The 23,008-nt window shown below is 70.8% G+C and carries 24 protein-coding genes and 1 tRNA gene; 10 read left to right on the forward strand and 15 right to left on the reverse strand.

Features of this window, described 5'->3' with window-relative positions; genetic code table 11:
• Nucleotides 1-68 precede the first annotated feature (68 nt).
• Nucleotides 69-467, forward strand: a complete 399-nt coding sequence (locus tag ABEA33_RS17810; protein WP_345528256.1) for a DUF7144 family membrane protein — start codon at nt 69-71, stop codon at nt 465-467.
• 1 nt (nt 468) lies between these two features.
• Here ABEA33_RS17810 and ABEA33_RS17815 read toward each other — a convergent pair whose 3' ends face one another.
• The 8 genes from ABEA33_RS17815 to ABEA33_RS17850 form a co-directional block, all read right to left on the reverse strand.
• On the reverse strand, nt 469-1,950 hold the full coding sequence (locus ABEA33_RS17815; RefSeq protein WP_345528257.1) for a sulfatase family protein: 1,482 nt from the start codon (nt 1,948-1,950) through the stop codon (nt 469-471).
• A 42-nt stretch (nt 1,951-1,992) separates the two neighbouring features.
• Entirely contained in the window at nt 1,993-3,144 is a 1,152-nt protein-coding gene (locus ABEA33_RS17820) for an RNA polymerase sigma factor (protein WP_345528258.1), read from the reverse strand.
• A 7-nt stretch (nt 3,145-3,151) separates the two neighbouring features.
• Nucleotides 3,152-3,565, reverse strand: coding sequence for a YciI family protein (locus tag ABEA33_RS17825; protein WP_345528259.1), 414 nt, complete (start codon nt 3,563-3,565; stop codon nt 3,152-3,154).
• Between the two features lie 144 nt (nt 3,566-3,709).
• On the reverse strand, nt 3,710-4,390 hold the full coding sequence (locus ABEA33_RS17830; protein WP_345528260.1) for a response regulator: 681 nt from the start codon (nt 4,388-4,390) through the stop codon (nt 3,710-3,712).
• The gene (locus ABEA33_RS17835; protein ID WP_345528261.1) at nt 4,387-5,544 is read right to left on the reverse strand and encodes a sensor histidine kinase; all 1,158 of its coding nucleotides are present in this window, start codon (nt 5,542-5,544) and stop codon (nt 4,387-4,389) included. The genes ABEA33_RS17830 and ABEA33_RS17835 overlap by 4 nt, the downstream gene beginning before the upstream one ends.
• Nucleotides 5,541-6,260 (reverse strand): hypothetical protein, encoded by a 720-nt coding sequence (locus ABEA33_RS17840; RefSeq protein ID WP_345528262.1) that lies wholly within the window; start codon nt 6,258-6,260, stop codon nt 5,541-5,543. Before ABEA33_RS17840 ends, ABEA33_RS17835 begins: the two co-directional genes overlap by 4 nt.
• Complete coding sequence (locus ABEA33_RS17845; RefSeq protein ID WP_345528263.1) at nt 6,257-6,988, reverse strand: ABC transporter ATP-binding protein; 732 nt, start codon at nt 6,986-6,988, stop codon at nt 6,257-6,259. Before ABEA33_RS17845 ends, ABEA33_RS17840 begins: the two co-directional genes overlap by 4 nt.
• Before the next feature lie 183 nt (nt 6,989-7,171).
• A tRNA-Leu gene (locus ABEA33_RS17850) sits at nt 7,172-7,254 on the reverse strand.
• 153 nt (nt 7,255-7,407) lie between these two features.
• On the opposite strand from ABEA33_RS17850, the gene ABEA33_RS17855 reads away from it, so the two are divergent.
• Genes ABEA33_RS17855 through pknB form a run of 7 tightly spaced genes read left to right on the forward strand, consistent with a single transcriptional unit; the run spans nt 7,408 to nt 16,059 of the window.
• A complete protein-coding gene (locus tag ABEA33_RS17855; protein ID WP_345528264.1) occupies nt 7,408-8,115 on the forward strand; it encodes an FHA domain-containing protein in 708 nt (235 codons plus the stop codon).
• A gap of 12 nt (nt 8,116-8,127) precedes the next feature.
• Nucleotides 8,128-8,607, forward strand: a complete 480-nt coding sequence (locus ABEA33_RS17860; protein ID WP_345528265.1) for an FHA domain-containing protein FhaB/FipA — start codon at nt 8,128-8,130, stop codon at nt 8,605-8,607.
• Between the two features lie 6 nt (nt 8,608-8,613).
• Complete coding sequence (locus ABEA33_RS17865) at nt 8,614-9,933, forward strand: PP2C family protein-serine/threonine phosphatase (RefSeq protein WP_345528266.1); 1,320 nt, start codon at nt 8,614-8,616, stop codon at nt 9,931-9,933.
• The gene (locus tag ABEA33_RS17870) at nt 9,933-11,348 is read left to right on the forward strand and encodes an FtsW/RodA/SpoVE family cell cycle protein (protein WP_345528267.1); all 1,416 of its coding nucleotides are present in this window, start codon (nt 9,933-9,935) and stop codon (nt 11,346-11,348) included. Before ABEA33_RS17865 ends, ABEA33_RS17870 begins: the two co-directional genes overlap by 1 nt.
• On the forward strand, nt 11,345-12,829 hold the full coding sequence (locus tag ABEA33_RS17875; RefSeq protein ID WP_345528268.1) for a peptidoglycan D,D-transpeptidase FtsI family protein: 1,485 nt from the start codon (nt 11,345-11,347) through the stop codon (nt 12,827-12,829). The genes ABEA33_RS17870 and ABEA33_RS17875 overlap by 4 nt, the downstream gene beginning before the upstream one ends.
• The gene (locus tag ABEA33_RS17880) at nt 12,826-14,286 is read left to right on the forward strand and encodes a serine/threonine-protein kinase (RefSeq protein WP_345528269.1); all 1,461 of its coding nucleotides are present in this window, start codon (nt 12,826-12,828) and stop codon (nt 14,284-14,286) included. Before ABEA33_RS17875 ends, ABEA33_RS17880 begins: the two co-directional genes overlap by 4 nt.
• 12 nt (nt 14,287-14,298) lie before the next feature.
• On the forward strand, nt 14,299-16,059 hold the full coding sequence (pknB, locus tag ABEA33_RS17885) for a Stk1 family PASTA domain-containing Ser/Thr kinase (protein ID WP_345528270.1): 1,761 nt from the start codon (nt 14,299-14,301) through the stop codon (nt 16,057-16,059).
• Here pknB and ABEA33_RS17890 read toward each other — a convergent pair.
• A complete protein-coding gene (locus tag ABEA33_RS17890) occupies nt 16,056-16,895 on the reverse strand; it encodes a DUF881 domain-containing protein (RefSeq protein ID WP_345528271.1) in 840 nt (279 codons plus the stop codon). The genes pknB and ABEA33_RS17890 overlap by 4 nt on opposite strands.
• A 104-nt stretch (nt 16,896-16,999) precedes the next feature.
• Here ABEA33_RS17890 and ABEA33_RS17895 point away from each other — a divergent pair, with 104 nt between their 5' ends.
• A complete protein-coding gene (locus ABEA33_RS17895; RefSeq protein WP_345528272.1) occupies nt 17,000-17,455 on the forward strand; it encodes a cell division protein CrgA in 456 nt (151 codons plus the stop codon).
• A 252-nt stretch (nt 17,456-17,707) separates the two neighbouring features.
• On the opposite strand, the gene ABEA33_RS17900 is transcribed toward ABEA33_RS17895, so the two are convergent.
• Entirely contained in the window at nt 17,708-18,625 is a 918-nt protein-coding gene (locus ABEA33_RS17900; RefSeq protein ID WP_345528273.1) for a rhomboid family intramembrane serine protease, read from the reverse strand.
• Nucleotides 18,626-18,644: 19 nt separating this feature from the next.
• Entirely contained in the window at nt 18,645-19,157 is a 513-nt protein-coding gene (locus tag ABEA33_RS17905) for a peptidylprolyl isomerase (RefSeq protein WP_345528274.1), read from the reverse strand.
• Between the two features lie 130 nt (nt 19,158-19,287).
• Here ABEA33_RS17905 and ABEA33_RS17910 point away from each other — a divergent pair, with 130 nt between their 5' ends.
• Nucleotides 19,288-19,926 (forward strand): hypothetical protein, encoded by a 639-nt coding sequence (locus ABEA33_RS17910; RefSeq protein WP_345528276.1) that lies wholly within the window; start codon nt 19,288-19,290, stop codon nt 19,924-19,926.
• A 149-nt stretch (nt 19,927-20,075) separates the two neighbouring features.
• Here ABEA33_RS17910 and ABEA33_RS17915 read toward each other — a convergent pair whose 3' ends face one another.
• From ABEA33_RS17915 to ABEA33_RS17930, 4 genes are read right to left on the reverse strand one after another with little or no spacing between them, the layout of a single operon-like run.
• Nucleotides 20,076-21,059, reverse strand: a complete 984-nt coding sequence (locus ABEA33_RS17915) for a 1-acyl-sn-glycerol-3-phosphate acyltransferase (RefSeq protein ID WP_345528277.1) — start codon at nt 21,057-21,059, stop codon at nt 20,076-20,078.
• The gene (locus ABEA33_RS17920) at nt 21,056-21,886 is read right to left on the reverse strand and encodes a patatin-like phospholipase family protein (protein ID WP_345528278.1); all 831 of its coding nucleotides are present in this window, start codon (nt 21,884-21,886) and stop codon (nt 21,056-21,058) included. Before ABEA33_RS17920 ends, ABEA33_RS17915 begins: the two co-directional genes overlap by 4 nt.
• A gap of 7 nt (nt 21,887-21,893) precedes the next feature.
• On the reverse strand, nt 21,894-22,238 hold the full coding sequence (locus ABEA33_RS17925) for a DUF3817 domain-containing protein (RefSeq protein ID WP_345528280.1): 345 nt from the start codon (nt 22,236-22,238) through the stop codon (nt 21,894-21,896).
• A 9-nt stretch (nt 22,239-22,247) separates the two neighbouring features.
• The gene (locus ABEA33_RS17930) at nt 22,248-23,000 is read right to left on the reverse strand and encodes an SURF1 family protein (protein ID WP_345528281.1); all 753 of its coding nucleotides are present in this window, start codon (nt 22,998-23,000) and stop codon (nt 22,248-22,250) included.
• Between the last annotated feature and the right edge of the window lie 8 nt (nt 23,001-23,008).

The raw sequence follows: 23,008 nt of genomic DNA on the forward strand, positions 1-23,008 counted from the left end.
CCTCATCCTCGCTCACTCACCCGCTGTGGGTGATTCAACGAGGCCACGGATCACGCCACACTCGTGCCATGTCTCCGTCAAACACTGAAAACGCGTGGGCCGAGGGCATCGGCATCTTCGCCGGTGCGGCCCTGCTGGTCGTCGGGATCTTCCAGTTCCTCGAAGGTGTCGCGGCCGCTGCGAAGGACGACGTCTTCGTCACCACCCGCAATTACGTCTTCGAGTTCGACCTCACGACCTGGGGCTGGATCCACCTCGTCTTCGGCATCGTGGTCGCGATCATCGGTGGCGCGATCCTGGCCGGGCAGAAGTGGGCACTGGTCGCCGGCATCGTGGTCGCGGTGGTCTCGGCCCTGATGAACTTCGTGTGGCTGCCCTACTACCCGGCGTGGGCGATCCTGATCATCGCCTTCGACGTCGCCGTGATCTGGGCGCTCAGCACGATGCTCGGCAGCCGGCGGCACTGAGTCAGGTCTCGGCCTCGAACCACTGCGGGCAGGCGGTGCCGGAGCAGTTCCGGTATCGCCTGTCCCACGTCCGCATCCGCTTCAGGGTCTTGGCGTACGCCGGCCGCCGCGCGACGTTGACCAGCTCACCGGGGTCCCGCGCGCGGTCGTAGAGCTCCTCGAACCCACCGCGTGAGCGGACGTAGGTGAGGTCGCCGTACCGGATCCCGGAGTAGAGGCGCCGTTGCCCGCCCTTGACCGGGTAGGCCTCGATCGGCACCACCCTGCGCTGGGTCGGCCGGCCGAGCCAGGGCAGCAGGTCGACGCCGTCGACCTTCCGGGTCGCCCGCGCGTGGGCGAGGCTCGCGATCGTGACCGCCAGGTCGGGGTTGGTGATCGGCGTCGCGACCCGCTTGCCCCTCGGGATGCCGGGGCCGCGCAGGATCACCGGGATGCGCAGTGAGTCGTCGTAGAACCAGAGCTTCCCCACCAGCTGGTGCTCGCCGATCATGTAGCCGTTGTCGGAGGTCAGCGCGATGACGGTGCGCTGCAGCTCGCCGGCGCGACGCAGCGCCCGGATGGTCCGCCCCACCGCCTCGTCGACCGCGAGCAGCGACTCGAGCCGCTGCTGGTGGACCTCGCGGATGGCAGCGCGATAGCTCGCGGACGCGCGCGGCCCGGCGTGCGGGTTGCCGCGCCGGTCCCGCTCCCACATCGCCGGTCCGTGCGGCAGCGGTACGTCGCGGAAGCGGTTCCGGTGCCGTGGCGCCGGCGTGGTCGTGAGCGGCCGGCGCCCGTCGGGCGACGTGCGCACCGGGTCGTCCGGCTCCCGCGGCCCGCCGTGGTGCGGCGCGACGTAGTTGACCCACAAGAACATCGGGTCGTCGCGGAGCCGGCCGCGCTCGTGCTGCCTGATGAGCTCCTCGCTGTAGCGGCCGAGGATGTCGCTGCTGTAGCCCGATGGCCGGACCACGGTGCCGTCGACGTTGAAGCGCGTGCGCAGGAACGAGTACGTCGTGAAGTCGACGCTGGCCCGCCACCGGTCCCAGCCCGGTGGGATGTAGCGCGGGTTGCGGACGCCGTACCCGTTGAGGTACTTGCCCGCGAACATCGTCTCGTAGCCTGCCTTCTTCAACCACGTCGGCAGGGTGCGCCGGTCGTCGAACGCGCCGAAGCCGCCGGCCCGGCCCTCGACCGTCAGGACGCCGTGGTGGTGGGCATACTGCCCGGTCAGCAGCGACGCCCGCGCCGGCGCGCACATCGGTGTCGGCGCCAACCCCTGGGTCATCGTGGTGCCCTGCCGCGCGAGCAGCCGGCGGGTACGCGGCATCACCGCGAGGTCGGCCTCGGTCAGATCGTCGAGGGTGATCATCACGATGTTGGGCCGCTCGACCGCCGCCGGAGGCGGGGACGGCTGGGCGCTCACGCTCCCCGACGCCAGGGCGGCCAGTGCTGCGGTCGCGGTGATGGCGGCGGTCAGCCGGGCCCGGTGTCGTGTCCTCACCCGAGAAACATAACTTGATTAACTTAGTAGTCTTTGGATGTCTCACGGTCGGTCGTGGAGTCGCGCCGCCTGCCGGGTCAGGTGGTCCCGCTCGGCGGCCGAGGTCGCCTGGTCGGCCGCGGTGACGTAGAGGTCGTGGGCGGTGGAGCGGTCGCCGGCACGCTCGTGGAGGTAGGCGCGCACCGCCGTACGACGGGGTACGTCGGACGGCACCTGCTCCACGGCCCGCAACCCGGCGAGCGGGCCGTCGACCTCGCCCACCGCGACCGCTCGGTTGAGGGCGACCACCGGGCTGTCGGTGAGCCGGGCCAGCTCGTCGTACCACTCCAGCACCTGCGGCCAGTCGGTCTCCGCCGTCGAGCGGGCGTCGGCGTGCAGGGCAGCGATCGCCGCTTGGGCCTGGTACTCGCCGAGCCGGTCGCGCGCGAGCGCCGCCTGCAGCACGACGACGCCCTCGGCGATCGCGTGCTCGTCCCACCGGCTCCGGTCCTGCTCGGCGAGCGGCACCAGGGTGCCGTCGGCGGCGAACCTGGCCGCCCGCCTGGCGTGGTGCAGCAGCATCAGCGCCAGCAGGCCGGCGACCTCGGGCTCCTCGCTCGACCCGGCGAGCTGCCGGGTCAGGCGGATCGCCTCCGCGGCGAGGTCGACCTCGCCGGTGTAGCCCTCGTTGAAGATCAGGTAGAGCACCTTGAGCACCGTGCTCAGGTCTCCGGGCGTGCCGACCTCGACGCCGCTGATGCTCCGCTTGGCCCGGCTGATCCGCTGGGCCATCGTCGCCTCCGGCACCAGGTAGGCCTCGGCGATCTGCCGGGTGGTCAGACCGCCCACAGCACGCAGCGTGAGCGCCACCGCCGACGCCGGGGTCAGCGTCGGGTGGCAGCACATGAAGAGCAGCAGGAGGGTGTCGTCGCGGTCCTCCGTCGGCCCCGGCGGTGGCTCGTCCACCTGGGCGAGCTCGCGACGCTGCCGCGCCACGTCCGAGCGCCGTGCGTCGAGGAAGCGCCGCCAGGCGACGGTGACCAGCCAACCCTTCGGCTCGGTCGGCAGCTCGGCGGGCCAGCGTCGTACCGCCTCGACCAGCGCCTCCTGGACGGCATCCTCGGCCGCCGCGAAGTCCGCTCCGCGGCGGACGAGGATGCCGAGGACCTGCGGGCTCAGGTCCCGGAGCGCTCCGTCGATCGGTCCTGGGTCCATCAGGTCCTCAGTCCGAGACGCTCTTCGGCTCCTCGAGGAACGGACGGACCTCGATCCACTCCTGGATCGGCTCCCCACCCTTGCCCGGGGCGGAGGAGAGGTACGCCGCGGCCTCGTGGGCGCGCTCGACGGAGTCCACATCGATCACCATCCAGCCGGCGATCAGGTCCTTGGTCTCCGCGAACGGCCCGTCGGTGACCGGCGGCCTGCCCGGCCCGTCGTACCGCACGAAGGTGCCGTCCGGGGACAGCGCCTGCCCGTCGACGTACTCGCCCCGCTCCCGGAGGTCGTCGGCCACGTGGTTCATGAACGCGATGTGGTCCGACACCTCCTCGGGCGTCCAGTCGCTCATTGGGATCGTGCCGTAGTCGGTCCGCTCGGGTCCGCCGCGGTAGTGCTTCAGCAACAGGTACTTCGCCATGGTGGAGATGCTCCTTCGGTGTCCGAGGCGACCCATTCTGGCCGCCTTCGTACCCAGGACGGAGCCGTCACGACGTTCTCGACATGCGTCCCTGAACTTTTTTCGCCGGATGCCCGAGAGCCCGGGGTCAGGTCGGCCCGGGTCTCAGTCCTCGGGCTCGCCGGCGACGACCAGGCCGTGCTCGTAGGCGAAGACGACGGCCTGCACCCGGTCGCGCAGGCCGAGCTTCGTCAACACTGCGCTCATGTGCGACTTCACCGTCGCCTCCGTGACCACCAGCCGCTGGGCGATCTCTGCGTTGGACAGGCCGCGGGCCACCAAGGCCAGGGTGTCCCGCTCGCGTCGGGTGAGCGCTGCGACGGCCGCCTCGTCACGCTGTACGGCGCTGCCGGAGGCGGCGTACTCCTGGATGAGGCGACGGGTCACGGAGGGCGCGAGGAGCGCGTCGCCGCGCTGCACCACCTCGATCGCCTCGACCAGCTGCTCCCGCGAGGCGTCCTTGAGCAGGAACCCCGCGGCGCCCGCCCGCAGCGCACGGAAGACGTAGTCGTCGAGGTCGAAGGTGGTCAGCATGATCACCTTCGGGGCGAGGTCGCGTTGGCGGATCCGGGAGAGGGCGGCGATGCCGTCGAGGTGAGGCATTCGGACGTCCATCAGCACGACGTCGGGGCGCAGCTCCTCGACCAGCCGGACGGCTTCGAGCCCGTCGCGCGCCTCCCCGACCACGTCGATGCCGACGCGGGCTTGGAGGACGAGCCGCAGGCCGATGCGGACCAGCTCCTGGTCGTCGGCGACGAGGACTCGCACGTCGCTGTCGGCGGTCATACGGTGGCACCGATCGGCAACCGCGCACGCACCCGGAACCCACCGCCTGGCCGGACGTCCGCGGTGACCTGCCCGTCGTGGGCGGCGGCACGCTCCTGCATGCCGATGATGCCGTGGCCTCGAGCGGGCACCGTCTCCGGCGCGAGGCGCGGCTGGCCGTCGTTGTCCACGCGCACCTCCAGCTCCTCGGGGCCGTAGCGCAGCTGGACGAGCACCTCGGTCGCCCGGCTGTGCTTGAGCACGTTGGTGAGAGCCTCTTCGAGGATCCGGTAGGCCGCGAGCTCGACGCCGTCGGGCAGCGGACGGAGAGCGCCGTCGATGTCGAGCCGGATCGGGAGACCCAGGTCGCGGAAGGTCGTGACGAGCTCGTCGACCTGCTTCAGCGACGGGGCCGGGCGCAGGGGAGCAGAGGCCGTGGGGGTGTCCACGTCGCGCAGGACCGTCACGATCCGGCGCAGCTCGGCCAGGCTCTGCTCGCCGCTCTCCTCGACCCGCCGCAGGGTGTCGTCGGCCTCATCGGGAGCGGTGCGCAGCACGTCACGGGCACCGCGGACGCCGAGGAGCATCACGGTGACGGTGTGGCCCACGAGGTCGTGCAGCTCGCGCGCGACCGCGGCCCGCTCGCGCTGCATCGCGATCTGGTCGAGCTGGGCGCGCTCGCGTTCGAGGTACGCCGTCCGCTCCTCCAGCGTGGAGACGTAGCGGCGACGCATCTGCAGGTACCTGCCGGTCAGCACGGCCATGACGCACACCACGGGCGAGGTGATCGACCATGCGAAGAGCAGCACCGCGGCGGGCACGAGCCCGAGCAGGGCGACTCGCCAGGTCTTCCTTTCGCCGAGGGTGAACAGGGCCACGACGGGCGGTGCGCCACGGGCGACGCCGCCGGCGCCGCTGAGGAGCACCACCAGGCCGGCCAGGGCGGTGGTGAGGACCAGCACGACGACCGGGGCCCGGCGGCGAAAGACGAGCGCGCCGCCGGCCAATGCGCTCAGGGCGATCGCGGTCCACGTCCAGTCTGGCCAACGGTCGATCATCACCCCGATCTCGATGCCGGTCGTGCACGCGGCGATCAGCACGTCGAGCACCCGCGCGCGCCGATCCGGCTCGGTGAGCCCCTGCCGGATCCGACCGGCCACTGATGAGGTGCTCACGCCAGGTCGCGCGCCCGCTCGACCAGGACCGTGGCCGTGGTCAGTGCGACGGTCCAACCCACCAGGATCCACGCGGCGGCGTACGCCGTGATCGTGGTGTCGTGGGTGGCGCCGGTCAGCACTGCCGACGCGCCGAACGGGGTCAGGTTCGCGGCGCCCTCGTTGACCGAGGAGATCAGCGGGACGACCGCGAACCCCACGACCAGGACGGCGACCACGCCGAGGACCTGGGAGCGCAGCAGGGCTCCGATCGCCGCTCCCAATGTCACCGAGAGGGCAGCGGCGACCAGGTTGCCCGCGACGACGTCGCTCACCTGTGCGGCGGACAGATCCGGTCCGGGCTGGGCGGCCAGGAGCGGGAGCGCGACGGCGACGCCGACCACCGAGACCACGACACCCAGCGCGACCCCGGTGAGGCCGTAAGCCCCGATCCGCATCGCCAGGAGGGTGCCGCGCCCGTGGCGCGCGACCAGGGCGGACGGCGCCGCGGTGCGGTGCCGGTGTTCGCCGGCGACGCCGACCAGCCCCCACACCAGGACCAGGAGCGGCAGGCTCGAGATGGCCTCTTGCTTCTCGGGCACGCTGTCCAGCGTGCCAGACGCGGCGCCGACCAGTACGGCGTTCAGCGCCGCGAAGGCGGCGTTCCCCAGCAGGAAGGCCCAGAACGTCCGGGTCGTGACCGCCTTGGCGAGCTCGCCCCGCAGCAGGGCGATCATGCGGCAGCTCCGTCGGTGAGGTCGAAGAAGAGCTCTTCGAGGGTTCGGCCCCGGTCGGTCAACGCAGTCATCGAGCCCTGGTGCAGCACCCGACCGTGGTCGATCACGACGACGTCGTCGACGGTCAGGGCGGCCTCGCTGAGCACGTGGCTGGAGAGCAGCACCGTCCGACCGGCCGCGGCCCGCGACCTGATCAGGGTGCGCAACCACCTGATGCCGCGCGGGTCGAGTCCGTTCGTGGGCTCGTCCAGGACCAGCAGGTCGGGGTCGCCGAGCAGGGCCGTCGCCAGACCCAGTCGCTGGCGCATGCCCATGGAGTATCCGCCGACCCGACGTCCCGCCGCCTCTTCCAGACCGACCAGCTCGAGCACCTCCTCCACCCGGCTGCTCGGCAGCCCGCCCATCACGGCAAGGGCGCGCAGGTGGGCGCGGGCGGTCCGTCCGGGATGGGCGCCGCACGGCTCGATGGCCACCCCGACCCGGCTCGGGTCGCTGATGGTGGCGCGGAGCGGGGCCCCATCGAGGAGCACGCTGCCTCCCGAAGGTCGGGCCAGGCCCACGAGGAGCTTGAGCGCGGTGGTCTTGCCGGCGCCGTTGGGTCCGAAGAACCCGGTGACCGCGCCGCGCCGGACGGTGAACGAGAGGTCGTCGACGGCCCGAACGCGCCGGTAGTGCTTGCTGAGTCCCGCCGCGACCACCACGGGAGACTGGAAGTCCTGAGATGTCATGGGACCACCGTCGCCGACCGACTGGGCTGCTACATCGCCCACAGGACTGAACTCTCGCTCCGCCTCGAGTCGGAGAGCAGCCGACCCCGACGTCGCCACGCAGCGCAAGAGGGGTCCGAGTCGTTCGACTCGGACCCCTCTTGCTTCGCTGATCTACCTGGTGGCGATAGATCCATCCACACGTGCGCGAGGGGGGATTTGAACCCCCACGCCCTTTCGGACACTGGCACCTGAAGCCAGCGCGTCTGCCGTTCCGCCACTCGCGCGTGAAGCGGGCCAAGGTTATCCCAGCGTCTGGGTTTGCCCCAAACCGGGCCGAGGGCATACCCCGTCGGGGTCGTTGACCCCGATACGATCGGTCGCAGCCCGGCCGGGCCGAATGGTGACCCGATGAGTGACACCGATGGAAGGGGGGCGACGTGGGTGGACTCCAGCGACTGGAGAACAGGCTCGAGCAGATGATCTCGGGCGCGTTCGCACGAGCCTTCCGCTCGGCGGTGCAGCCCGTGGAGATCGCGGCAGCGCTGCAGCGCGAGTGCGACAACAACGCGCAGATCCTCTCCCGCGACCGGCGGCTGGTCCCCAACGACTTCCACGTGGAGCTCTCCGGCACCGACCTGGAGCGGCTGGCGCCGTACGACAGCGCGCTGGCCGACGACCTGATGCGCCAGCTGCGCGACCACGCCGACGAGCAGAGCTACTTCTTCCCGGGGCCGGTGAGCATCGCCTTCGATCCGGCCGAGGACCTGACCACCGGACGGTTCCGGATCCGCAGCCGGGCCCAGGCGAAGGTGACCAGCGACGCGACGGCGACCCAGGTCGGCCGCGCTCGGGCCTACCTCGAGGTCAACGGGACCCGGCACCCGCTGCAGGCACCCGGCCTCGTCGTCGGCCGCGGCACGGAGGCGGACCTGCGCATCAACGACCCGGGCGTGAGCCGGCGCCACATCGAGTTCACCGTGACCGGCGGCGGCGAGCGCGGCATCGCTCTCGAGGTCCACGACCTCGGCTCGACCAACGGGATGCTCGTCGACGGCCACCGGATCACGCACACCGGCCTGCGCGACGGCTCCGAGGTGCGGATCGGCAGCACCACGCTCACCGTCCGTGTCCTCGAGGAACGATGAGGATGGTCGCGCATGTCTGAGCTGACCCTGTTCCTGATCCGGGTCGCCTACCTCGCGATCCTCTGGATCTTCGTGCTGTCGGCGATCTCGGTGATCCGCTCCGACATGTTCGGCGCCCGGGTCCCGGAGGCCGCACGCGGCGGAGGTGGTGGCAAGGCCCCGAAGCCGCCCAAGCAGCCGAAGCCCGGCAAGCGGCGTACCGTCCCGACGCACGTACTGGTCACCGAGGGCTCCAACGTCGGCGAGCGCGCCGAGCTGGCCGCCGGACCGGTCCTGATCGGCCGCGGCAGCGATGCGGCGATCCGCCTCGACGACGACTACGTCTCCACCCGCCACGCCCGGATCGCGGCATCCGGGGACCAGTGGTTCGTCGAGGACCTCGGCTCCACCAACGGCACCTTCGTCGGCACGGTCCGGATCACCCAGCCGACCACGATCACCATGGGCACCCAAGTCCGGGTCGGCAAGACGATCCTCGAGCTCAGGAAGTAGCCGGGGATGTCCGACCAGCCTGCTGAGGCACCCGCCGCGTTGCCGCGCCTCCGGCTCGACTTCGGCGCGGTCTCCGACGTCGGGCGCGTACGGCGCGACAACCAGGACTCGGGGTACGCCGGTCCGTGGCTGCTCGCCGTCTGCGACGGGGTCGGTGGCGCCGCCCGCGGTGACATCGCCTCGGCCACGGCCATCACCCAGCTGCGCCGCCTCGACGAGCCACCCGGCAGCGACTCCTCCGACGAGCTGCTGGCGCGCGTCGCGGGTGCCATCCACCGGGCCCACGACCGGCTCGTGGAGCTCGTCGACGAGGACCCGGCGCTCAGCGGCACCAGCACCACCGCCACGGTGCTCGCCTTCGACGGGACCCGCATCGCGGTCGGCCACGTCGGCGACAGCCGCGCCTACCTCTACCGCGACGGTGCCATCCGGCAGCTCACGGTCGACCACACCTTCGTGCAGACCCTCATCGACGAGGGCCGTATCACCGAGGCGGAGGCGCGGGTCCACCCGCACCGCAACCTGATCATGCGGGCGATCGACGCGGTCAGCGACAGCGAGCCCGACCTCTTCATCCTCGACGTGGTGCCCGGCGACCGGCTCCTGGTCTGCAGCGACGGCGCGTGCGGCGTGCTCGAGGACGCCCGGATGGCCGACATCCTGTCGACCGGCAGCCCGGAGTACGCCGCCGTCGAGCTGGTCCGGAGCAGCCTGGAGGCCGGGAGCAGCGACAACGTCACCTGCGTCGTCGCGGACGTCCACCAGATCGGCGACGAGACCGGCGACGCTCCCGAAGCCCTGGTCGTCGGGGCGGCTGCCGAGAAGCGGCTGCAGCGCGGCCGCACCGGCGGGCTCTTCCGCGGGCACCGCTCGGGCGACACCGGCGAGCTCGACCCCGTCCCCTCCGATCTGCCCGACGATGCGCCGTACGACGCCATCGACTCGGACCCGGAGGCGGTCCGCTACGCGCCGCGGCCGCCTCGCCGCTACGTGTGGGCCAAGCGCCTCTTCGCCGCCGCCGTGGTGATCGGCCTCGGGTGGGTCGCGATCGCGGGCCTGTGGTCGTGGTCCCAGCACCAGTACTACGTGGGCGAGCAGGACGGGTCGGTCGTGATCTTCCGCGGCCTCAACGCCTCGATCGGCGGCTTCGACCTGTCCGAGCCCTACCAGACGACCGACGTCGAGCTGGACCGACTGAGCAACTTCGACGCCGGCAAGGTCCAGACCGGCATCGACGCCAAGGACCTCGCCGACGCGCAGAAGACCGTGCAGAACCTCGCGGCCAACCAGGAACCTGCCACGACCGAGCCGGGGACGACCGGCTGATGGCCCAGTCATCCACGCTGATGGGGTTCGTGCACCGCCGCCGGCGGGGCGCGGAGCTCTTCCTGCTCATCCTGGCGCTCGCCGTCGGCATCGGTGCGTACGCCGCGGTCGGCATCGGCGTGCAGGGGGAGGTCCCTCCCGACATCCTCGCGTACGGCGGCTGGCTGGCCGGCCTGGTCATCGGCGCGCACATCGTGATCCGCCTGGTCGCGCCGTACGCCGACCCGGTGCTGCTCCCCGTGGTCGCGGCGCTCAACGGGCTCGGTCTCGCCGTCATCCACCGCATCGACCTCGCCCGTGAGGCGGCTGACAAGCCGCACGACTTCGCCCAGCAGCAGCTGATCTGGATGACGCTCGGCGTCGCCCTCTTCGTGGTCACCCTGCTGGCGATCCGCGACCACCGCGTGCTCCAGCGCTTCACCTACACCAGCGGTCTCGCCGCGATCGTGCTGCTGCTGCTGCCGTTGATGCCGGGCCTCGGCCGCACCATCAACGGCGCGCAGATCTGGATCCACCTCGGCCCGTTCAGCTTCCAGCCGGGTGAGGTCGCCAAGGTCCTGCTGGTCATCGCCTTCGCCGGCTACCTGGTGCTACACCGCGACGCCCTCGCCCTCGCGGGCCGCCGGGTGCTGTTCGTCGACCTGCCCCGCGGGCGCGACCTCGGGCCGATCCTCGCGATGTGGCTGGTCAGCCTCGGGATCCTGGTCTTCCAGCACGACCTGGGCTCCAGCCTGCTCTTCTTCGGGCTCTTCCTGATCATGCTGTACGTCGCCACCGAGCGACCGGGCTGGCTGGTCGTCGGAGGGCTGATGTTCATCGCTGGCGCGGCGCTGGCCTACTTCCTCTTCGGCCACGTCCGGATCCGCTTCGACATCTGGCAGCACCCGTTCGACTTCTACACGGACGAGCAGGGCGGCAAGAGCTTCCAGCCGGTCGAGGCCAAGTTCGGCATGGGCTGGGGCGGCCTGATCGGCCGTGGGTTCGGCAACGGCGACCCCTACCGGGTGCCCTACGCCGACTCCGACTTCATCGTGTCCTCGATCGGCGAGGAGCTCGGCCTCACCGCCGTCATGGCGGTGCTGATGATGTACGGCCTCATCGTCGAGCGGGCGCTGCGCACGTCGCTGATCTGCCGCGACGCCTTCGGCAAGCTGGTGGCGACCGGTCTGGCCAGCGTCTTCGCGCTCCAGGTCTTCGTGGTCGTCGGCGGCGTCACCGGACTGATCCCGCTCACCGGACTCACCACGCCGTTCCTCTCGTACGGCGGCTCCTCCCTCGTCGCTAACTGGGTGATCATCGCGTTGCTCCTCCGCATCTCCGACCAGGCCCGGCGCCCGCTACCGTCGATCTCCGACGACACCGCCGCGATGAGCACCGACGACACCCAGGTGGTCCGACTCGGGGTGAGCTCGTGAACAAGCCGATCCGCACTGTCTCGATCTTCTGCCTGCTCCTCTTCCTGGCCCTGATGGTCAACGCCACCTACCTGCAGTACTGGAAGGCCGGCGCCCTCAACGACAACCCGCTCAACCGGCGGGTGCAGGTCGCGGCGTACTCCCAGGAGCGCGGCGCCATCCTGGTGACCGGCCGCGACCCGGTCGCCGAGAGCGTGAAGTCCAACGACGAGTACAAGTTCCAGCGCACCTATCCCAAGCCGCTCCAGTACGCGCCGGTCACCGGCTACTTCTCCTACTACGGCGCCACCGGCATCGAGCGCTCGACCAACTCGGTGCTGTCGGGCGACGACTCGCGGCTGTTCGTCAACAACTTCGTGGACCTGATCAGCGGCAACCCGCCCAAGGGCGGCAACGTCGCCCTCACGATCAACCCGAAGGCCCAGCAGGCGGCGTACGACGGGCTCTCCGCCCTCGGCGCCGGCGTCCAGGGCTCGGTCGTGGCGCTCGAGCCGACAACCGGCAAGGTGCTGGCGATGGTCTCGCTCCCGACCTTCGACCCCAACAAGCTCGCGTCCCACGACCTGGGCGCGGTCGCCAAGAAGTCCCAGGAGCTCAACGACGACCCCGCCCAGCCGCTGGTCAACCGCGCGATCCAGACACGGCTGCCACCCGGGTCCACGTTCAAGGTCGTGACCGCGGCCGCCGCCATCGAGAAGGGCCTCTACACCGCCGACTCCCAGGTGCCCGGCGGCGTGACCTACCAGCTCCCGCTCACCAGCGGCGAGAGCGGCGAGATCGACAACGAGGGGCGCAGCTGCGGCGCCAACGGGGCGACGATCCCGTTCAGCCAGGCGATGGAGCAGTCCTGCAACACCACCTTCGCCCAGATCGCCGGCGAGGTCGGCGCCGAGGACATGGCCAAGACCGCCGAGGGGTTCGGCTTCAACCAGGACGCCGGTGAGTACTTCTCGGACCTGGCCCCGGTCGCGGACTCGGTGTTCCCCGAGGACATCGACAAGGCCGAGCTCGGCCAGACCGGCTTCGGGCAGTTCGAGGTCGCGGCGACCCCGCTGCAGATGGCGATGGTCGCGGCCGGTCTCGCCAACGACGGGTCGGTGATGAAGCCCTACCTCGTCGACGAGGAGCAGTCGGCCGACCTCAACGTGCTGAGCAAGACCGACCCCGAGGAGCTCTCCCGGGCGGTCTCGGCGGACACCGCCAACGAGGTCACCAAGCTGATGGTCGACACCGTCGCCGACGGCACGGCCTCCCCGGGTGCGATCCCCGGCATCGACGTGGCCGGCAAGACCGGCACCGCCCAGAGCGGGATCGACGACGTCCCGCCGTACGCCTGGTACATCTCGTTCGCACCGGCCGACAACCCCGAGGTCGCCGTCGCGGTCATGATCCAGAAGGCCGACATCCCCCGCGGCGAGATCGCCGGCGGCGTGTACGGCGGCCCCATCGCCAAGGCAGTCATGGAAGCGGTGATCAAGTGAGCCAGACACCATTCGGTTTCGCGGACGACTCTCGGCGCTACCGGCTCGACTCGCGGATCGCCACGGGCGGCATGGGTGAGGTGTGGCGGGCGACCGACACCCTCCTGGACCGTGAGGTCGCCGTGAAGCTGCTCAAGACGGAGTACGCCGACAACCCGACCTTCCGGGTGCGCTTCGAGTCCGAGGCCCAGCACGCGGCGTCGCTGCACCACCCCAACATCGCCACGGTCTATGACGTCGGCGAGGCGAACCTGACCGACGGCTCGCAGACCCGCCGTCCCTTCCTGGTGATGGAGCTGGTCGAGGGCCAGCCGCTGTCGGCGGTGATGCGCCCCGACGTGCCCATGGACCCGCTGGCGGTCCGCGAGCTGCTCGCGCAGGCGGCCGACGGGCTGGGCGCCGCGCACGCCAACGGCATCGTGCACCGCGACGTGAAGCCGGCCAACCTGATCGTCACCCCCGACCGGCAGGTCAAGGTGACCGACTTCGGCATCGCCCGCGCGGCCGAGGGGGTCGGGCTCACCAGCACGGGCGAGGTGATGGGCACCCCGCAGTACCTCTCCCCCGAGCAGGCGCAGGGTCTGACCGCCACTCCGGCCTCCGACGTCTACTCCCTGGGCGTCGTCGCCTTCGAGTGCCTGGCCGGACGACGGCCGTTCATCGGCGAGACCGCGGTCGCGACCGCGCTGGCCCACCTGCGTGACCCGATCCCGGACCTGCCGGCCTCGGTCCCGGCCGACCTGGCCGCCGTCGTACGCCGCTCGCTGGCGAAGGACCCCGCTGAGCGGTTCGCCGACGGCGCGGAGCTCGCGGCCGCGTTGCGCAACCCGGCGACCGCCGCGACCCGCGTCGTGGCGCCCCCGCCCGCGCCCGCGCCCGCCACCCAGGTGATCGCCCCGGCCCCGCCGCCCACCACGTCGACCCCGGCGTACGAGGAGGAGCGGCGCAGCTGGATGTGGCCGGTCGTGGCGGTGATCGCCATCGTGGCTGCAGTGGTGATCGTCCTGCTGCTGATGAACCGGGACGGCAACAACGAGGACCCGACCGACGACACCAGCGCGACGCCGAGCCAGTCGTCCTCGGCTCCGTCGCCCAGCGAGCCGACCACCAGTGCCACCGAGGACACCACGGTGCGCATCGACGAGAGCGACTATGTCAACCGGCCCCTCAACGACGTCCAGCGCGAGCTCGCCGACCTCGGCCTGAGGGTGGAGACCCAGCGGATCGACAACCCCGGCGACCAGATCCAGGGCGACGTCGAGAGCGTCAACCCGACGGGTGCCCTCGAGCGTGGGGACACCGTCACCGTCACGTTCTGGGGTCCGGTGCCACCGCCGACGCCGACCCCCACGCCGACCCCCACGCCGACCCCCACGCCGACCGAGTCCGACACACCCACGCCGAGCGAGTCGGCGGCCGCCGACACCCCCAGCAACAGCACCCCCCCGAGCAGCTAAGGCAAGGTCACCGTGAACAACCAACAGCCGATCCTCGTCGGCGGGCGCTATGAGCTCGGCGAGCTCCTCGGCCGCGGCGGGATGGCAGAGGTCCGCAAGGGCACCGACACCCGCCTCGGCCGGGTCGTCGCCGTCAAGCGCCTGCGCACCGATCTGGCCAGCGACGCCACCTTCCAGGCCCGCTTCCGGCGTGAGGCTCAATCGGCGGCGTCGCTGAACCACCCGGCGATCGTCGCGGTCTACGACACCGGCGAAGAGCCCGCGGCCGACGGCTCGGGGATCTCGCAGCCCTACATCGTCATGGAGTACGTGGCCGGCCGCACCCTGCGCGACATCCTCCGCGAGGGACGCAAGATCCTGCCGGAGCGCGCGCTCGAGATCACCAGCGGCGTGCTCTCCGCACTCGACTACAGCCACCGCGCCGGGATCATCCACCGAGACATCAAGCCCGGCAACGTGATGCTGACCCCGAGCGGCGACGTGAAGGTGATGGACTTCGGCATCGCCCGCGCCATCAGCGACGCCTCGTCGACGATGACGCAGACGGCGGCCGTGGTCGGCACCGCGCAGTACCTCTCCCCCGAGCAGGCTCGCGGCGAGACCGTCGACTCCCGCTCGGACGTCTACTCCGCCGGATGCCTGCTCTACGAGCTCCTCACCGGGCGCCCGCCGTTCGTCGGTGACAGTCCGGTCGCCGTCGCCTACCAGCACGTCCGTGAGCCTGCGCTGCCCCCGTCGGACCACGACACCGAGCTCCCGCCGGAGATCGACGCGATCGTGCTCAAGGCGCTGGCGAAGCGCCTCGAGGACCGCTACCAGTCCGCCGCCGCGATGCGCAGCGACATCGAGCGCTACCTGGGTGGCCGGCCGGTGCAGGCGCCGATCCCGCCACCGATCGTGGCCACACCGCCGCCGACGGCAGCCACCGCCGTCGCGGCGCCCGTGGCGGCGTACGAGGAAGAGGAGCCACGCAGCCGCACCGGGCTGATCATCGCGCTCGGCCTGCTGCTGGTCGTGCTGCTCGCGGGTGCGGCGTACCTGATGTCGGGGCTCTTCGAGAAGGCGCCCGACCAGGTGCCCGCCCCCAACGTCATCAACAAGACCGAGAAGCAGGCGCGTGCGCTGATCGGCGACGCCGGGCTCGCCGTCGGGACGATCGACCGCGAGGCCAGCGCCGAGGTGCCCTCCGGCAAGGTGATCCGTCAGAGCCCGGACCCTGACAAGTACGTCGACCCCGACTCCACGGTCGATCTCGTGATCTCGCTGGGCAAGCCACAGGTCGAGGTGCCGTTCCTGATCGGACAGGACAAGAAGGACGCCGAGACCACGCTGGTCGCCCAGGGCTTCGAGGTGGAGCTCCGGGAGGAGGAGTCCGACGAGGACAAGAACACGGTGACCCGCACCGAGCCCTCGCAGGGCCAGACGGTCGCGGAGGGCACCACGATCGTCGTGTGGTTCTCCGACGGCCGCGAGAAGGTCCCGGACGTGGTGGGCAAGCCGCAGGCCGACGCAGAGACGGCGATCCGCAACGCGGGCTTCGAGCCACGAGTGATCACCAACGCCGACACGACCGAGCCGGCCGGCACCGTCATCGACCAGAGCCCGCGCGCGGGTGAGACCCCGTCGGCGGGTTCGACGATCACCATCGTCGTCTCGAGCTTCGTGGCGCCGCCGCCGGAGACGCCTAACCCCAGCGACACCCCGTCCGTGGATCCGTCCGAGACTCCGGTGGTCCCGCCGCCGGCGCTGCGCTCCCGAGGTCCGAGGGGCTAGGACGTCTTGTTCGTGAGCGGGACGGCGTAGCTGAGGTCGGTGAGGCCGTCGTACGCCGGCGCCGTCAGTGAGTTCTCGAGCGCGAGCTCCCACCCGACCGAGATCTCGGGGTCCGCGGCGTCCTCGCGGTAGGCGGCCAGGTAGGAGTCGTTGTCGACGGCCGAGCGCAGGGCGCTCTGGTCGCCGACGGCCTGGATGACGTAGGGCTGCGGGTAGGGCACGCCCTGGAGCTGGACGGAGTTGCCTTCGCACTTGATGCCGGTCGTGGAGACGACGCGCTGGCCCTGGATCGTGACGGCGCTGGCGCCGCCCTTCCAAAGGGCGTTCACGACCGCCTGGATGTCCTGCTGGTGCACCAGCAGCGGATTGACGTCACCCGTCGTGGAGTTGATGACGTCCGCGGGCGCGTCGGACAGCACGATCGTCACCCCGGGACCGCGACGCGGCTCCAGGCCGGCGGGGTCGCGGAGGCGCCCGATCTTGCGCTGGTAGCGGTTGACGTCGCGGTCGCTCACCGCGGTGCTCAGCATGGTGACCTGGGCGTCGAGAGCCGCCACCCGGTCGCGCAGCGCGGCGTAGCTGTCCGCCTCGTCCTCGACGAGCGCGGCGAGATCGGTGTAGCGCCCGGGCCGCAGATCGGTGCCCTCGCTGTTGTTGGCGCTGACGACGAAGAGGCCGCCGCAGGCGAGCACGACGAGCGGCGTACCGATGCGCCACAGCCGACCGCGACCATGATCCGGACGGCTCTGAGCCGGACGCCGGGGCAGCCGGATCCGGCGTCGACTGTGGTCCGGGTCACTCGACCCGGTGCCCCTCGCGTGGGATCCGGCGCTCACGTTGACTAAGGTATCCCGGAGTCCGTCCCGCCCCGGAACGGACGAGAGCATGGCCTGCATCACGACGGGCCCCGCACGATCTCACGAACGATCCAGGAGCACCCGTGTCCAAGCTCAAGGCCAAGGACCCTCTCGCCCCCCAGCGAGGACCGCTGGCGTCCCCGCGGTTCATCATCGCGCTGGTCCTGATGGCGCTCGGGATCGCCTGGATCGCGTACTACTACATCGTCTTCGACCCGACCGCCATCCCGGCCACGGATGACGGCAAGCCCAAGTTCATGGGCGACCTCGGCGACTGGAACTACCTGATCGGGTTCGGGCTGATCATGATCGGGCTGGTCGTGTCGGCCCACCCGTCGACGCCGCTCGGTCGTGGTCGCGGCGTCGTCGTGGGCATGCTCGGGTGCTTCGTGATCGGCCTGCTGTGGATCTGCACCTACTACGTCTTCAGCAACGACCTGAGCAGCATTCCGGTCTTCGACGATCTCGGGCAGAAGAACCTGATCGTCGGCATCGCCTTCATGGCCGTCGGTTTCACCTTCGCCACTCGCTGGGAGTAGCGGAGACGCGCGGGGTTTCCGCGCCGTACAGCTCCGACGCCGGTCGGTCCGCACAGGACCGGCCGGCGTTGCTGATTTCTCCACACCTGTGTGCACATGTGTGGAGAACTACAGGCGTGTAGTTCTCCACAGGTGAGTGCACAGGTGTGGAGAACGAGACGCCTCGGGGTGGGCAGCCGAAACCCGCCGCCGCGCCGCTGCTGCACCGGCGTGTCGGCGGGTTTCCCCGGGCGGCCGGGGAAACCCGCCCGCTCAGCTCAGCTGAGCAGTACGCACAAGGATCGCCACGACCGTGACGGCCGTGAGGGCGGCCAGGCCGGCGGACTGGTACGCCGCGCGATGCTGGCGGGGGGCGTACACGAGGATGGCCGCCACCAGGATGCCGCCGACGAAGCCGCCGACGTGGCCCTGCCAGGAGATGTTGCTGATCGTCGCCGTCATCAGGAAGTTGATGGCGAGCAGGACGACGATGCCCTGGACGTTCACCCGGATCTTCAGCGAGACCACGAGCAGCGCGCCCATCAACCCGAAGATCGCGCCGGATGCACCGACGGTCGGGGTGTACTCGGGGCCGGCCCAGTAGACGAGGGCAGAGCCGGTGAGGGCGCTGATGAAGTAGAGCGCGAGGTAGCGCACTCGGCCGAAGAACAGCTCGAGCTGCGGGCCGAAGAGGTAGAGCGCGAACATGTTGAACGCGATGTGCAGCAGCTGCACGTGTGTGAACGCGCTGGTGATCAGCTGCCAGTAGGCGCCATCGGCGACGCCGGGCAGCCACTCGCCGTTGCCGGTGCACAGCGCACGGGTCACGTCGAAGCCGCCTTGGCCAGGCACCGAGCACAGCCCGTTGGGCCGCAGCGCCAGGATGTCGACCAAGCGGCTGGAACCGGCCCCGGATGCGAGGATCGCCAGCCAGACGGCGACGTTGATGCCGATCAGGACGAACGTCGTCGTCGAGGCGTTCGTGGGACGCAGCCCGCCGAACGCCGTACGCCCGCTGCGGGTGGTCTTGCGACCCTCGGCCACGCACTCCGGGCACTGGAACCCGACAGCGGCGTCGCGCATGCAGTCGGGGCAGATCGGCCGGTCGCAGCGCTGACAGCGGATGTGCGACTCCCGGCCGGGGTGGCGATAGCAGGTCGGCACCCCGGCGGGAGCCGGTTGATCAGTCATCGGGAGGTGGTTCGGTCGGTCAGGCGCCGACGATCTCGACGGTCTCGATCACGACCGGGTCCTTCGGCTTGTCGCCGGGTCCGGTCGGGGTGGTGCCGATGGCGTCGACGACGTCGCGTGAGGCTTGGTCCGCCACCTCACCGAAGATGGTGTGCTTGAAGTTCAGCCACGTCGTCGGTGCCACGGTGATGAAGAACTGCGAGCCGTTGGTGCCCGGTCCGGCGTTGGCCATCGCGAGCAGGTAGGGCTTGTCGAAGGTGAGCTCGGGGTGCGGCTCGTCCTTGAAGGTGTAGCCCGGGCCACCGGTGCCGGTGCCGGTCGGGCAGCCGCCCTGGAGCATGAAGCCCTCGATGACGCGGTGGAAGATCAAGCCGTCGTAGAACGGGCCGGTCTTGCCGTTGCCGGCGTCGTACTCCTTGGTGCCCTGGGCGAGCCCGACGAAGTTGTCGACCGTCTGGGGGGCGTGGTTCGGGAACAGGTTGATCGTGATGTCGCCCCGGTTGGTCTTCAAGATGGCCTGCTGGTCCGCCATGACTGCCTCTCACGTTTGGTGGGTACACCACGGACGTACGCGGTGCGGTTGTGCCGTCCGATCCTCGCACGCTCGGCAAGCCGCCCGCTCGGTGGCCGGACCCTGGTTCGGTCGCGAGTGACATGATCGAATGAGCCAGGGACACGACGAGAGGAAGCTCATGGGTCTGCGGAAGAAGAAGTCGATCCTCGACCAGGCCGGTGACACGGTCAACGGGTACGTCGAGCAGGTCAAGCCCCAGTTCGAGGCGGCTGTCGCCACTGCCCGCGACAAGGCAGGCCCGGCGCTCGCCGACGCGAAGGCGAAGGCAGCGCCGTACCTCGCCGACGCACGCGACAAGGCCGGCCCCGCGATCGCCGCGGGCGCTGCCGTCGCCGCCGAGAAGATCGCGGAGGGCGCGGCGTACGCCGCCGAGAAGGCCGCCGCCGGTGCCGAGGCTGCGGCCGACAAGGTGTCCGAGGTCGCCGAGCCCAAGAAGAAGAAGGGCGGCAAGCTCAAGAAGCTCGTCCTCTTCACCGGCATCGCCGCGGCGGCGGCGTTCATCGCCTCCCGCCTGCGGGGCGGCAAGGAGAGCCAGAACTGGCAGTCCTCCTACTCGCCGACCCCGGCGCCCGCACCCGTGCCGACCCCGCCGCCCGCGGCTCGGACCGAGGACGACGAGGCCGGTGCCTCGCCCGGCGAGGCGATCGCCGACCAGGCGGAGTCCCCGCACCCGGTGACCACGCCCGACGACCCGGCCGACGTGGTCGAGGTCGACGAGAAGAAGTAAGGGCGGTCGAGCGAGCCCGCGACTCGCCGGGTCTCGACACCCCGGTCGCGACTTCGTCCCTCAGTCGCGCGGCTCGCTCGACCACCATCAGCGGGTCCGCTGACGCGTCCCCGCTCGACCGGTGGGCAGCTCCACCGGTCGGTTCTTGTCTATCCAGGTGTCGATCCGCTCCGCTCCCACCAGCCGAAGAGCCACTCGATCCGCTCCTCGCGGCCGGCCGGGATCTCGGAGCGCGGGATCTGCCACCAGCGCATGACGATCCGCTTGTCCATCGGCAGCTCGCGCCACACCTCGCCGACGGTCACCATGTGGTCCAGGCCCGTGTGCGCTACGAGGACGACGTCCGCCTCGGGAGCGGCGTCCAGTGCCGCGAGGAACCCACCCGGCCGAGGCGCGAGCACGTGGATCATCCGCTCGGCGCGCTTGGCCATCCGCTCCATCCCCAGCCGCCGGAGCCGGTCGATCGCCCGCTGCCGACGCTGCGGCGTGAAGTTGCCGCCCTCGGGGAAGATCACGAAGGCGTCGTTGCCGTCGAGCCCGGTCGCGAGCTCGGCGATCTGCGCCTCGAGGTTCTCGTTCGGTCCCGGGTTCGGCGTGATGAAGCGAGCCGGGATCCGGCTCAGGACCACGGAGATCATCGGGTCCCACGCCAGCGTGTCCTTCAGGACCACCCGCGGCTCTCGGGCGTACCACGCCATCAGCGTGTGGATGAGCACGAACGAGTCGCCCGGGCCGGCGTGCCGGCAGCACACCAGGATCGGCCGGCCGGCGTGCTCGAGCGGACCGGGACCCTCGGACTCGATGCTCAGCCTCAGCACGCGTCGGGCCTCGCGGAAGAACACCCACATCGTGCCCTGCACCAGGTCGTAGTGGATGCCCTCGAAGTACGCCGACCGCAGCCGCCATCCGAAGCCAGAGGCGATCCACAGCCCGAACATCACCATGAGCAGCAGCGCCTCGCAGGTGAGGTAGACGATCACGATCCAGAAGATCCGCAGCGGGCGCAGCCGCCCCGGCACGATCGGCGAGATCGCTGCTGCGCCGATCAGCCACAGCGGCAGGGTGAACCAGACCAGAGCCGCCAAGGCGACCACCAGCGGCGCGATGACGCAGCGCCGCAGGACCCAGATCATGACTCGAGGTGCTCGTCGAGGTAGGCCACGGTCGCCTCGTAGGTCAGGTCGATGCGCTCCTGCACCCCCGAGAAGTCGCGGCTGCCAAGCACGCTGTCGTCCTTGCCCGACGTGCCTCGCGCCGGCAGGACGTGCGCCTCGACGCTCGCAGGCAGCTCGGCGAGCTCGCGGTTGAAGCGGTGCCGCCGGGCGATCTCGAACGAGACCTTCGCGACCTCCCACGGCCGCTTCGGCACTGTCAGCTGCCGGTCGATCCGGCCGACCTGGAGCACGAAGACCCGCGATGCCCCGAGCTGTACGGCGCGGCCGAGCGGGATCGAGTTGACGATGCCGCCGTCGAGGTAGTGCTCGTCACCCACCTTGGCCGGCGGCAGCAGCCCGGGTACGGCGGCGCTCGCGACAACCGCGTCGACGACCGGTCCGGAGTCGAACCAGTGCTCGGCGGCGCGCTCGATGCTCGCGGCGCACACCTGGAACCGGATCGGCAGGTCCTCGAAGGTCAGGTCTCCGAACTCGTCGACCAGCGCCTGCTTCAGCGGGGTGGCCGACCACAGGTGCGTGCCGGTCGACACGGCCCGCCGCACGGTGCGCAGCGGGCTGTCGCCGTACACGTCCGCGCCTTCGGACGCGGCGCGCTGCCACAACGCGGTCAGCTTGGGGATCACCGAGGCGTCGGGGTCGCGGGCGACCATCGCGCCGTTGAGGGCACCGATGCTGGTGCCGAGTACCAGATCGGGCGTGATGCCGCGCTCGAAGAGCGCCCGCAGCATGCCGACCTCGACCGCGCCGAGGACGCCGCCGCCCCCGAGCACGAACGCCGTCGTCATCGCATCATCACGCCGGTGAGGGTTCCACGAGCTCGGGGTTCTCGGCTCGTACCTTCTGGGTCACCCGGTGCTCGACCCAGAAGATCAGCAGCGGCACCAGGCCGGCCACCAGCATCAGGAGCGTGAAGCCGACCGACCAGCGCGCCCGGCGGGCCAGCAGGAAGGCGACGACGACGTACACCATGAAGATCCAGCCGTGGAAGAGCCACATGATGCTGGCGGACTCGCCGAACTGCTGGAGGCTGCTGCCCTCCTCGGTGAGGTACTTCAGGGGGGCGGCGACCAGGGCGCAGAAGGCCAGCAGCACGCCGACGACGAAGGCAAGCACTCGATAGACGTTGAACAGCTTCACGAGCACAGCCTACGGATCGGGGGTCGCCGCCTCGGTGGCCTGCGTCGCCGTCCGGCCCTCGGCTGTCGTCTCGGTCACCCAGCGCCACCAGATGAAGGCCGCGAAGAGACCGAAGAACCACCACTCGATGGCATAGAGCAGGTTGCGGATCCCGGTGAAGGCACCCACGTCGGGGAGCTGCTCCATACTCGCCGGGTCCAGTCCGGACTCGGGCTCCGTGGCGACGCCGTACGCACCGTAGAGGTCCTGGTCGACGTGCTGGATCACATCGGCGATGCGCAGCTGGGGGAGTACGTCGTCGGTCGGGTCGTCATCGACCTCGCCGGTGCCCTCGGGAGGCTGGAGCCACGCGTCGAGGGTCGTGGCACCGGTCGGCGGGGCGGGCGCGTCGGCCGGGTCGACGACCCAGCCGCGCACGATCGGCAGCGCGGCGTCGTCGGTGCCGTCGACAGCCAGCGGAGTGACGACCCAGTAGCCGTCCTCGCCGTCCTGCACCCGGCCCGAGACGTAGACCGTGCCGTCCGGCACCCAGGTCCCCGCGACCGTGACCGGTTGTCCGATCTTGGTGCCCGGGAACGGGTCGTCGGGCCCGATGACCTCGTCGAGCGGGACCGGCTCGGCGTGGGTGAGGTCGACGGCCTTCGCGCTGCGGTGCGCCTGCCATGCGTCGTACTGCCAGATGCCCAGGACGACCGCGATCCCGACCAGGACGATCGCCAGGAGGTGCAGGCCCCAGTAGCGAGGGGCGAGCGGGCTGGACACGCGTTCAG

This window comes from Nocardioides endophyticus, assembly GCF_039543845.1.
GTDB lineage: Bacteria > Actinomycetota > Actinomycetes > Propionibacteriales > Nocardioidaceae > Nocardioides > Nocardioides endophyticus.